8 protein-coding genes are annotated in these 12,410 nt (G+C 52.0%); 4 read left to right on the top strand and 4 right to left on the bottom strand.

What is annotated here, in order from left to right:
* Window positions 1–11 precede the first annotated feature (11 nt).
* From P9J64_15960 to P9J64_15950, 3 genes are all read left to right on the top strand, one after another.
* A complete protein-coding gene (locus P9J64_15960; protein ID MDG5469818.1) occupies window positions 12–362 on the top strand; it encodes a hypothetical protein in 351 nt (116 codons plus the stop codon).
* Window positions 363–503: 141 nt separating this feature from the next.
* Window positions 504–1,892 carry a response regulator gene (locus tag P9J64_15955; protein MDG5469817.1) on the top strand — a complete coding sequence of 463 codons (1,389 nt, stop codon included), beginning with the start codon at window positions 504–506 and terminating at the stop codon, window positions 1,890–1,892.
* A gap of 114 nt (window positions 1,893–2,006) precedes the next feature.
* Complete coding sequence (locus tag P9J64_15950) at window positions 2,007–4,667, top strand: valine--tRNA ligase (GenBank protein ID MDG5469816.1); 2,661 nt, start codon at window positions 2,007–2,009, stop codon at window positions 4,665–4,667.
* Between the two features lie 194 nt (window positions 4,668–4,861).
* Here the strand turns inward: P9J64_15950 and ptsP are convergent, their stop codons facing one another.
* The gene (ptsP, locus tag P9J64_15945; GenBank protein ID MDG5469815.1) at window positions 4,862–7,207 is read right to left on the bottom strand and encodes a phosphoenolpyruvate--protein phosphotransferase; all 2,346 of its coding nucleotides are present in this window, start codon (window positions 7,205–7,207) and stop codon (window positions 4,862–4,864) included.
* A 496-nt stretch (window positions 7,208–7,703) separates the two neighbouring features.
* A complete protein-coding gene (locus P9J64_15940; protein ID MDG5469814.1) occupies window positions 7,704–9,983 on the bottom strand; it encodes a sigma 54-interacting transcriptional regulator in 2,280 nt (759 codons plus the stop codon).
* Between the two features lie 194 nt (window positions 9,984–10,177).
* Here P9J64_15940 and ltaE point away from each other — a divergent pair, with 194 nt between their 5' ends.
* Window positions 10,178–11,203: a low-specificity L-threonine aldolase gene (gene ltaE / locus P9J64_15935; GenBank protein ID MDG5469813.1), complete on the top strand. Its 1,026-nt coding sequence runs from the start codon at window positions 10,178–10,180 to the stop codon at window positions 11,201–11,203.
* Between the two features lie 52 nt (window positions 11,204–11,255).
* On the opposite strand, the gene P9J64_15930 is transcribed toward ltaE, so the two are convergent.
* Both P9J64_15930 and P9J64_15925 read right to left on the bottom strand, forming a co-directional pair.
* Window positions 11,256–11,741 (bottom strand): YajQ family cyclic di-GMP-binding protein, encoded by a 486-nt coding sequence (locus P9J64_15930; protein MDG5469812.1) that lies wholly within the window; start codon window positions 11,739–11,741, stop codon window positions 11,256–11,258.
* A gap of 95 nt (window positions 11,742–11,836) precedes the next feature.
* Window positions 11,837–12,319, bottom strand: coding sequence for an ecotin family protein (locus P9J64_15925; protein ID MDG5469811.1), 483 nt, complete (start codon window positions 12,317–12,319; stop codon window positions 11,837–11,839).
* Between the last annotated feature and the right edge of the window lie 91 nt (window positions 12,320–12,410).

The following is a 12,410-nucleotide window of genomic DNA, read 5'->3' as shown; positions in this document are numbered from 1 at the left end:
CGGAGAAAAACATGGTTGATGCTGACCCGTTGCGTATCGTTTTTCACGCGAACGATATTGGCTTTGTGATGCCGGTTGCTAATTTGCTGGCAATCCGTGGTGAAGGTGAGGATGCATTGGCTGCGCTAGAGAGGCCTGACTCACCCTTGCAGACCGGATTTATGGTTGACCGTGAGACGGATTTCGCAGTCTCTAACCTGATGTCACTTTTTGAACCCCCGGAGCCGGATTCTAATGTTGAGAGTCAGTTGCTGGTTTTTGCGGGTTCGGATTTTTCCTGGGCTGTAAAGGTAGATCACGTCACCGGCGTGAAGCCTTCTGCTCAGTTTAAGTGTCAGAATAACGACAAACGAAGAAGTTGATTCCGACGCTATCCCCGGATTCGATTCTCATCAAGATACGTGTCAAATCAACAATTGTGAATATCGTTTTCTGGATCTGAACCATGTTGTCGAGGATCCGGATTTTACGCTTTGTGGACTGAAGGTCTCAAGGAGGTTGGCATGAGCAAGAAACTGCTGTTGGCCGACGACAGTATAACAATTCAAAAAGTCATCCAGATTACTTTTGCGCATGAGGACTATGAGCTTACTATCACCGATAATGGTGATGCCGCGTTGGCTAAAGCTCAGGAGCTCAAGCCAGATTTAATTATGAGCGACGTCTACATGCCGGGAAAGAATGGTTATGAACTGACCACGGCGATCAAACAGGATCCTTCCCTTCAGCATGTTCCTGTTTTGCTCCTGGCCGGTTCGTTTGAGCCGTTTGACGAGGATAAAGCTCGCAGTTGCAAAGCGGACGCCTGGATTGAAAAACCTTTTGAGTCACAAAGCCTGATTGATAAGGTCGCTGAGTTGCTCAGCGCCGCTGCCGTGGTTGAATCAGCAACTTTGGCTGAGCCGGAGCCCTTTGTTGTACCAGTCCCCACCGTCGAATCGGAACTTGCTGCGGTTGAGGCCTTTGCCATAGAAGAGAAGCCTCTTGCTGCTTTTGATGAAGTCGCTACCGCCGAACCGGTAGAGAGTGCTGCGTCCGAGGATCCTTTTGGAGATATCTCTTTCGAGGAAGAGACGCCTGCCGTAGAGTCCGAGCCTGCTGTTGCAGATGATTGGAGTGAGGTTGCCACCGAAACGGAATCGGCGCCAGTTGCCGCAGAAGCCTTTATTGCAGATGAGCCGGTTGCAGCCGTCGAAGATGACTTTGCTTTCGCCGATGAAGAACCTCTACCGGTTACAGAGTTTGAGGAAATAGAAGAACTTCCGGTTGCAGACTTTGGTGAAGTGGAAGAGCTGCCGACGGTTAGTGCCGACCTCGATGTTTTTGATATGGACGAGGACGAGATCATGCCTCTGGGAGATGATGATATCCTGGGCGAGGAAGACCTCGAGCCGGCGATGCCAGAGCAGACTCTTGCGGCTTGGTCGCGTGACGAAGTGGCTGAAGATGTCTTTGCGGAGCCTGTTGCTGAAGTGGCTGCTATTGAAGATGAAGATGTTTTTGCAGCAGCGGAACCGATCGCAGTGTCCCCTGAAGTGAGTGCGACTCCAGAAGCGGAAGAAGTCGACGTCTTTGTTGATGAGCCTGTGATTGCCGCTGCTCCGGTCTTTAAAGCGCCTGTGGTGGAGTCTGCCCCAGTCGAAGAAGCTCCTGAAGTTGTCATCGAGGACGCTGCTCCTGTTGCTGCCGCAGTCTCTGCTGTGGATGTAGAAGCGAAAGCTTCTGCGATGGGTGAAGACGAAATCGAAGAGATTATCGAAAAGGTTGTCACCAAGGTCGTGGAAAAACTGGCTGGATCAATTCTGGAGCGGGTTGCCTGGGAAGTTGTCCCAGATCTTGCCGAAAACCTGATCCGTGAAGAGATACGCAAGATCAAAGACACTGCCGCCTGACAGTAACTGGCAGACAATAGATTGACGTGTGAAATGGGGATTGCTAAAATCCCCATTTCCTTTTGTCGGCTGCAGAGAAAAACGCCGAATTCGCCATGTTGGAAGGATGCGACACTGATGGAAGAGAAGTTGAACAAAGGCTACGAGCCGCATGATGTTGAACGCAAGTGGTACAAAAAGTGGGAAGACGATGGCCGCTTTTGTGCTGACGAGAAATCTGCAAAGCCTCATTACTCAATCGTAATTCCGCCGCCGAACGTGACCGGTGTGTTGCATATGGGGCACGCTCTTAACAATACGTTGCAGGATATTCTGGCTCGCTGGAAGCGAATGTGTGGCTACGAGGTCCTCTGGATGCCGGGCACCGATCACGCCGGTATCGCAACCCAGAATGTGGTTGAGAGACAGCTCGCTATCGAAGGCCTTGATCGTCATGCGATCGGTCGAGAAGAGTTTATCGACCGGGTCTGGAAGTGGCGTGAAGAGTCTGGAGGCCAGATCATTGAGCAGCTGAAACGATTGGGAGCTTCCTGTGATTGGGGGCGCGAGCGTTTTACCATGGACGAAGGTCTCTCTACGGCCGTTCGTGAAGTTTTTGTTCGGCTGTATGAAGATGACCTGATCTACCGGGCTAATCGCCTGATCAACTGGTGTCCCCGATGTCACACTGCCTTGTCCGATCTCGAAGTAGAGCACGAAGACAAGAAGGGTCATCTCTGGCATTTGCGCTACCCGGTGCTAGGTACCGACCGTCATCTGGTGGTCGCGACGACCCGTCCGGAGACAATGCTCGGTGATGCCGCTGTTGCGGTGCATCCGGAAGATGAGCGCTATCAGGACCTGATCGGCAAAAAAGTGCTCCTACCGCTGATGAATCGTGAGATCCCTATTGTTGCCGATGATTATGTGGACAAGGATTTTGGCAGCGGCGCGGTGAAGATTACCCCGGCTCACGATTTCAACGACTTCGAGCTTGGCAAGCGTCACGACCTGGCGCAGATCAACATTCTTGATGAATCGGGTGTTATTAACGAAAATGGCGGTCTCTACCAAGGGCAGGAACGTTACGAGGCGCGTGCCAACGTAGTCGCCGATCTGGAAAACCTGGATCTGCTCGAGAAGATTGATGACTATTCCAACTCTGTTGGTGAATGTTACCGCTGTAAAACCGTTATAGAGCCTTACCTGTCTTTACAATGGTACGTCAAGGTCGGTCCACTGGCTGAAGAAGCGATCAAGGCGGTACAGCAGGGCGATACCCGGATTATTCCACAACAATGGGAGAAAACCTATTTCGAGTGGATGTTCAACCTGCAGGATTGGTGTGTCAGTCGCCAGATCTGGTGGGGGCACCGTATCCCGGTCTGGTACTGCGATGCCTGCGAAGAGTTGACCGTCACCCGCGAAGATGCGACGGTCTGTGCTCATTGCGGCAGTACCGATATCCGTCAGGATACAGATGTTCTGGATACCTGGTTCTCTTCCGCTCTCTGGCCTTTCTCGACCATGGGTTGGCCCGAGCAGACCGAGACGCTCAACAAGTTCTACCCGACCTCCTGTCTGGTTACAGGCTTTGACATCCTCTTCTTCTGGGTTGCCCGCATGATGATGATGGGTCACAAGTTCATGGGCCAGGTTCCCTTCAAGGATGTCTATATCCATGCCCTGGTGCGTGATGCTCAGGGACAGAAGATGAGCAAGAGTAAGGGCAACGTTATCGATCCCTTGCATATTGTCGATGAGTTTGGCGCCGATGCTTTCCGCTTCACCCTGACCTCATTTGCTGCCATGGGGCGTGACGTCAAGCTCTCCACTGATCGTATCGGTGGCTATCGCAACTTCTGTAACAAACTCTGGAATGCCAGTCGCTTTACCTTGATGAACCTGGAAGGTTTTGACCCCTCCGACATTGACCTCAACGCTCATGAACTTTCCGATGCCGATCGTTGGATCCTGACGCGACTGGAAGAGGCGAGTCGTCAGACCAACAGCGCGCTTGATGATTACAAGTTCAATGAAGCCGCCAGCACACTCTACGCATTTACCTGGCATAACTTCTGTGATTGGTACATAGAGATGGCCAAGGACGACCTCTACGGAGATGATCCGCAGGCTAAGTTACGTGTGCAGAGCGTCCTCTTTACGGTACTTGAGCAACTGTTGCGTCTGTTGCATCCAATTATGCCGTTTATAACCGAAGAGATCTGGCAGGTGCTGCCCGGGCAGCGTCCCTGCGCATCGATCATGCAGGCGGATTACCCTGATGGCAGCGGTCTGCCGACCGATAGTGTTGGTGCCGAGCGCATGGAGTTGGTCATGGATGTTATCCGTGCCATCCGTAACATCCGTGGCGAGATGGACGTTCCTCCCGGGAAACAGGTTACTGCACTGCTCGACTGCAAGTCAGAAGAGGCATGCAGAATCCTTGAGGAAGGCGCCGCAGCCATCCGCGTTCTCGGCAAGATTGGTGAAATGACCATCGGACAGAGTCTTGATCGGCCTGAACAGTCGGCGACCCAGGTTGCTGGAGAGGTCGAAATCTCACTTCCTTTAGCAGGGCTGGTGGATATTGCCGAAGAGGAGAAGCGACTGCAGAAAGAGATCGCTAAGGTGCAAAAAGATGTCGACCTCTTTACCCGGAAGCTTGCCAATGAAAAGTTCGTTGCCAATGCTCCAGCTCATGTCCTGGAGAAGGATCGCGGTAAATTGAAGGATGCCGAGGAGAAGATTGGCGTGCTTCAGGAAAGTCTGGGCAAGATTCAGGCTTTGAAATAGGAAAAGAGCTATAGAACGTAAGGGGCGACAGATGTGGGATCTGTCGCCTTTTTTGTTGGATGCTAGGGGGCTGTTCTATGTGAACTGTCCGTGGATTGATAGTAGAAAGATGATTAGCAATGGTACAGTTATTTAATGAGTTAAACTGAGTGGTTGCGTCCCCAGTCCCCAGTCCCCAGTCCCCAGTCCCCAGTCTAATACCCCAGCTCAATTTCCTCAAGAATCTCAGCAAGGTGCGCACGAATCTCCGTGCTGCTGTCCATGCGATGAATTTCCGTGTAGCACTTGCAGGCGGTTGCCAGTGAAACCCCTTTGAGAAAGGCTTTGGTGCGTGGAATGAAAGGTGCGGGCATGGAGAATTCACGAAGCCCCATGCCGAGCAGTAACAGAAGGGTAAGCGGATCGGTTGCCATCTCGCCACAGAGGCTGACGCCTTTTCCCATAGAAAGGGCTGTGTCGGTGACTTCGTAAAGAACTTGTAAAACGGCAGGATGGAGCGGGTCATAGTGCTTGCTGACCAAAGGGTTGTTGCGATCGGTCGCCAGCAGGTATTGCACAAGGTCATTGGTGCCGAGGGCAAAGAAGTCTACTTTGTTGGCAAGTCGAGGGACAAGCCTGACGGCTGCAGGAACTTCGATCATGACGCCGACAGGAACATTGTCCGCAAACTCAATGCCCTCTTTCGTTAGATTGGCGCGGGCCTCCTTGATCACTTCAAGGCATGCAATCGTTTCATCCATACTCGAAATCATCGGGAAGAGCAGTTTGACCTGGCCGTGGCATCCTGCCATGAGAATCGCTTCGATCTGGGTTTGGAAAATATCCCGGTTGTCGAGGGAGACACGGACCGAGCGCCAGCCCATGAAGGGGTTGTCCTCCTTGGGTGGGCTGAAGTAAGGGAGACCTTTGTCTCCCCCGATATCCAGAGTCCGGATGGTGACTGTCTCGCCGGCAAAGGCTTTGACCACGTGGCTGTAAAGCTCGTATTGATCCTCTCTGCTGGGAAAATCGCCGCGGGCCATATAGGGGAATTCTGTACGATAGAGACCGACGCCCTCGGCACCGAAGCGCATGGCAACATTAATGTCGCTGACCAATCCGATGTTTGCACGCAGGGTAATGCGATGGCCGTCAGCAGTCATTGCCGGTTCGTCGCGATACTGTTCAAGGCGGCAGAGCTCGCGCGTCTGGTCAACCTGAAGCCGATGGTACTCGTCCTTGACCGTCTCAAGGGGGTTGATGTAAATCCGGCCGGTATTGCCATCAACGATCAAGCTGTCTTCGGGGGCAATGTTCTTGAGAGCACCACGCACGTCTACAATGGCTGGTATCCCCATTGACTTCGCCATGATTATGGCGTGAGCGTTCTTCTCTCCGACTTCGGTGACAATGGCGAGGATCTGCTCGTTGTCGAGAGCAGCCATGTCGGAGGGGAGAATCTGCCGGGCAACCAGAATGCTCGGGTGCTTCAGGTGCAGAACCTGATCAGTGGCTTCTCCGACCAGGTTAGCGAGAATGCGTCGACCTATATCTTCCATGTCAGTTGCGCGTTCACGAAGATACGGGTCTTGCATGTTATGGAAGACTTCGATGTAGTCGGCAACGGTTTTTTCAAGAGCATATGCGGCGCTGTGTCCGTTTGATATCTGCTTTTGAAGCTTCCTGATAAAACTTCGATCTTCAAGAATCATCAGGTGTGTGTGAAAAATTGCTGCGTCATTTTCACTGAGCCGCTCAGCGACGCGTTTTTCCAGGAAGATGGTCTGGATGCAGGTCTTCTCCAGGGCGCTTTCGAGTTTTTTCAACTCGTTTGCAATGTCGATCTGCTCCTCGTGCAGGATGTCGGCAAAGCCGAGACGCTCCTCGAGGATCGCCGCCGGACCGATTGCAACTCCTGGGTAGGCGACAACACCAGAAAGCGTATTCTGGCGGGAGTCTTCAGTTGCTTGCTCAACGTCCGTGATGCCCTGTTGAGCCATGGCGAGTGCTTCACTGACTCGCTGGCTTTCTTCCTGGTGCAGGCGGATTGAGTCTAGCAGGCGGGCGTTGACGACAATAGAAGTAATCTGGAAAGCGATAGTCGAGAGTGCGCTTATTTCTTCTTTGCTGAACTGCCGTGAGGTCTTGGTCTGTAAAACGATAACCCCGAGAGGATTGTTGCGATCGAAGAGCGGAATGCCAAGAAATGAGTGAAATTTCTCTTCACCAGTCTCTTTGAAGTAACGGTAACTGGGATGGTCTTGAGGTTCTTCTATGGCTATTGCATGGCGCTTTTGCGCGGCCATGCCGGTCAGGCCTTCGCCGATACGCAGGGTGACTTTACCGACAGCTTTACGTGAAAGACCTTTCGATGCCTGCAGGCGCAGGGTTTCATTGTCTTCGTCAAGGAGGTAGATCGAGCAGACGTCTGTATGCATGCGTCGCGCTACGAGATTGACTATGTTCCGCAGTGTCTCGTCGAGATCGTGCGACTGCAGAATCAGCGCGCTGATATCTTCAAGAGTGGTGACGCCAATTTTTGATTTAGCTGTACGTGGCATTTGTTGTCTGTGTTAGATGATAGTTATAACAGCATGATAGCTGACGATTGATGTTTTGGCGAACTAAAAAATTGAGAAGATTTCAGGGTGTCTCTTTAAGGGGGCTGTCTCTTCTCTTGTCAACTGGGATTTGGATCGGTCCTGGTAGATAAAAAAACGCCGCCCGGGGGAGAGAGGTCCCGTGGCGGCGTAAACAAGGGAACAGGAATCCTTTTTAGGAATGGAAACTGATGTCCCTAGACAGTTGTTGTTATATAGAGCAACTATTATGCCAACAGCATGAGGTTCTTGACGAATATTGTAAAGTACCTTCTCCAGAGGCTTTGCCGGGTTTTCAGGAATTGTTTTAAGGTTGGGTTGTTTTGAATTGTTGTGCCTAATTTGGCACAACAATGATTTGTCTGCAGGGAAAACGCCACAATGCCGTGCCATTTCGCTGTGCCGGAAGTGGCACAGTGAGATTTATAAATATGACAAGTTTTGTCTTAGAGGCTTCTCATTTTTGTGGTGATTTGAAATCAGACCCGTTGAGCCCGTTGCGGCTGAGCATCCTGTAGAAGGTTCTTCGCGGAATTCCGGCAAGTCGGGCTGCTGCCGAGGTGTTGCCATCCGTTTCGCGCAAGTATCGCGTCAAAAGGTTTCTTTCCACCTGGTTCACATGCTTTTGCCGCTGGCTGCGCAGGCTGTCCTGGCTGGTCTCGTCAGGTGACTGAAAGACCAGTTCACCAAAAATCACAGGCAGGTTCTCAAGCCTGATGACCTCATCGTGAGTCAGAACTGCTGCACGCTCGATAATGTTCTGTAGCTCCCGGATATTGCCTGGCCAGTGGTATTGATGCATGGCGTAAATCGCCCGGTCTTCGATGCCGATCAATGTCTTATTGACGCGCGTGCTGGCCTTGGCAATAAAAGTTTGTAGCAGCTCGTCGAGAGAGTCGAGGCGGTTACGTAACGGTGGCATGGTAATCGTGAAGACATTCAGCCTGTAGAAAAGATCTTCACGGAACCAGCCTTCAGCGATCCCTTGCTCGAGGTTGCGGTTCGTTGCCGCGATCAGGCGTACATGGACCTTGGTTGCGGTATTGCTTCCAACAGGCCTGATCTCGCCGATATCGAGTACACGCAGGAGTTCCGCCTGAAGTTTAGGGGTGATGTCGCCGACCTCATCCAGGAAAATGGTGCCACCATCCGCTGATTCAAAAAGGCCGCGTTTCTCGGCAAGTGCGCCTGTAAATGCGCCTTTTTTGTGGCCGAAAAGTTCACTCTCCAGGAGACTGTCTGTCAGGGTCGTACAGTTAACAGTCACCAGGGTTTTGTCGGCGCGCTTGCTCTGGGCGTGGATGGCGCGCGCAGTGAGTTCTTTGCCGGTTCCGCTTTCACCGCGAATCAAAACTGTCGTCGGTGTCGGACCGACCTGGTGAATCAGTTTGATAACTTCTCTGGTCCGCTGGTCGTTGCCGACAATCATTGTGTCGCCGAATTCCTGATTGAGGGCGTGTTTGGCCAGTTCATACTTCTGGGTGAGCTTGATGTGATCCTCTTCAAGACGTTTGATCGAGTGAGGGAGGCACATATTCCCCTCTGCGAGGTCACGATAAACGGCTACCGCATGCTCGCGGCATGTGGAGTAGCCGCAGGCGCCGCAATTCAGTTCATCCTTGGTGTCATACTTGTCGGTTGACTGAAGGATCTGGCGTAAGCGTTCACTGCTCGGGGCTTTTTGTCGTTCATGTTTATTGGAGAAAGTTCTAAAAAAAGCAGGTAATGGAATGTCGGCCAGATAGATCGACTTGGTTTTGTAGTACAGGTTCTTGTTAAGGTGCTGATCGATAATCAGGTTCCGTTTGGAGAAGGTCGTCAGGCGGTTGTTCTTGCCGGGTCCTCCGATGCAGCCGCCGTTGCAGAACCGGATATCGACAACTTTGGGGGAGATCCTGCCGGCGGCAAGGTCCTTAATCACCTCCATGGTGTTCTCTTCCCCCTCGGTCTCTATGTAGTCTTTGTCGGTGACTTCGCTTGATATGCCGAACGATTTGAATGGTCCTCCTGAAATGGCAAAGAGGTGGCCACGCCTGGGCTCGATTCCATCCATAGCCATTTCACCAAGACGTTTCAGGTTGAGGTTGCGAGCCTGAAACATTTGGCTGAGTTCCTGGTAGGAGATGACGCAGTCGATGGCGCCCCCGGTCTCTTCGGCTGTTATCTCGAATTTCCCTGCGATGCAGGAACTGATGTAGACGATCGGTGTCTCTTTAGGCCTGCGGCTTTTGATGAAGCGTCCGATCGCCACCATCGGCGAAACGATGCCGATCAGGTTTTTCAGGAGTTGCGGGTAGTGCCGTTCGATCAGGTCAACAACTGTTGGGCAGTGAGTTGTTATCAGCGGGAAATCAGGGTTCTTTTCGACCTTGTTACGGTAGCTGTCACGTAGCAGATCGATGCCGGCGGCGCCCTCATGGACTTCGGAAAAGCCGATTCGGCGCAGACCTGTGACCAGTTGGCCTGTGTTGACGTCGTTGAAGAATGCTGGGTGTGAACACCCAATGATGGCGATCGGTTTATTTTCGCCTTCGAGGAGCTTTTTGCATTCCCCGATATGGTCGGCGATGACTTTGGCTTTCTGCGAGCAGATTTTCACGCAGTTGCCGCAGCCTATGCAGCGACCACTGATGACCTCGGCGTAGTTCTGGTCGACGCGGATCGCTTTGACCGGGCAGTTGCGGACACAGGCGTAGCATTTACGACAGTTTTCCTTGACGGTAATGATCGGATCCATAAAGCTCCTTGTCTGTCGAGAACGGTACGGGATTGTGCCACTTTTGGCACGATTGTGTCAACCGGAAGAGCGGAGGCTGGAGGCTAGGGCCTCGTGTCTAGGTAGGGCATGGTATTAAAACCTTATAGCCTTATCACTTGCTTTTCTAATATGCTATCTTGTGCGCGAAGTAAACCCGGTCAGGAGAGAGTGCTATGAAAACAATTGATTTACGTAGTGATACGGTGACCAAGCCGACCGAGGCGATGCGGCAGGCTATGCTCGATGCAGAAGTTGGCGACGACGTCTACGGTGAGGACCCGACGGTCAACCGGCTTCAGAAACTGGCTGCAGAGATTTCTGGCAAGGAGGCCGGCCTGTTCGTACCAACGGGTACCCAGAGTAATTTACTGGCGATCCTCTCGCACTGTCAGCGTGGTGAAGAGTTTATTGCCGGCCAGCAGGCCCATTGTTATCGTTACGAAGGTGGTGGTGCGGCGGTCTTTGGCGGGGTGCAGCCTCAGCCGATTGATTTCGAGGTGGATGGCAGGCTTGACCTGTATAAAGTTGCGGAGATGATCAAGCCCGATGACAGCCACTTTGCCATCACGCGTTTGCTCTGTCTGGAGAACACCCAGTCAGGCAAGGTTCTGTCGCTCGATTATCAAGCTGAAGCGGCAGCTTTTGGCCGTGAAAAGGATTTAAAGCTGCACCTTGATGGTGCACGTGTCTTTAATGCCGCCGTTAAGCAGCAGGTGCCTATATCTGAGATTACACGTCATTATGATTCTGTCTCCTTCTGCCTCTCGAAAGGGCTCGGTACGCCTGTTGGTTCAGTACTGGTTGGATCGCATGAGCTGATTGAAAGAGCGCACCGCTGGCGTAAGATGGCCGGTGGCGGCATGCGTCAGGCGGGGATTCTGGCGGCTGCGGGCGTTTATGCCCTGCAGCACCATGTTGTGCGTCTGGCTGAAGATCATCACAACGCCAGGGCTCTCGCTGAGGGACTCTCGACTATTGATGGGTTGGATGTTGAGCTGGATACAGTTGAAACCAACATGGTTTTCGTGACATCGGATCGTGAGACGCAGCCCCGGCTTGTCGAGACTCTGAAAGAGCGTGGCATTTTGGTTGGCGGGTATGGACAACTACGACTGGTCACGCATCACGATATTGATGCCGAGGACATTCCTGTCGTTGTTGAAGCTTTTCAAAAGGCGGTTGTAAGCTGTAAGCTATAAGACCTCAAAGCCTGTAATCTTGCAGCTTGCCGCCTATAGCTAATAATCGTCTTTAGCTCCTCATATTAATAAACTGCAAGTCTATTCCGAAGTCTTTTCCTTTGAGCAGCTGAATCACGCTCTGCAGATCATCAATCTTTTTGCTGTTTACACGCACCTGGTCTTCCAAGATCTGTGCCTGAACTTTCAGCTTGCTCTCCTTGATCGCTTTGACGATCTCTTTACCGCGCTCCTTGTCGATCCCCTGGAGAAGACTGATCCGCTGGCGCACGGCACCGTGTGACGCCGGCTCCTTTGTGCCGAAATCAAGGCAAGTGGGGGAGACACTGCGTTTGGCCAGTTTGCCGCGCAAAATATCAACCACAGCAGTCAGCTTGTAATCATCGGCGCCAAGGACCAGGATGCTGTCGGTTTCCAGGTTGATCTCGTTATGTGTGCCCTTGAAGTCAAAGCGTTGATTCACTTCTTTACGGGTCTGGTTGACGGCATTGTCAACTTCCTGCAGGTCAACTTTGAAAACGATGTCAAAGCTCGGCATAGTTGTCACTCCTGTTGTGGGGATAGTTCACCCGGAATTTAGAATCGCTGGAAGCTTGCCACGGTATGTGGTGTTGGGTCAATAAGAGTATGCAGTTACTTTTTGTCAGCGTTCCCTGCATCACCCGCGGCCCAGATACGGTACTTGAGCTCATATCCTTCCGGCGAATAAACCACAATCGGCAAACGGCTGTTGTAACGAATCAGCAAAGGCGTTCCTGAGACAAATTGTTCAATTTTTTTACTTCCTTCGGGGGCCGCCATCATGGTGCTCATGGTTGTGTCCTGTCCTGTCACTTCGTAAAAAGTATACCCCCAGCCTGCGAGCGGGCGTGCTTCGATGGTGCTGCTGTGACGCACCTGGTTCACGCTATCGGTCAGCATGGTTTTTCCGGGGATCAGTTCGACCTTGAAATCGACTTCTTCCGCGCGCGTCTTTTCGGGAAGAACGACGACGAATCTTTCCATGCCCTTTTCTGCCGCAGGAAAAGCTTTCAACTCAGGATGAACGGCAGCGCAAGCCTGAACACTGCAAAGTGCAAGAACGACGATTATGGATGAAAACAAGATTTTTATCATTTGTCTCTCTTTTCTTGTATTTAACATAACGCCTCCTTTTGGCCGAAGTTGATATCGTTTTGTCTTTTTGTGCTATCAAGCGACTTTCTGC

This window comes from Deltaproteobacteria bacterium IMCC39524, from assembly GCA_029667085.1.
Classification (GTDB): Bacteria; Desulfobacterota; Desulfuromonadia; order Desulfuromonadales; family BM103; genus M0040.
This window is presented reverse-complemented; position numbering and strand designations above follow the sequence as displayed.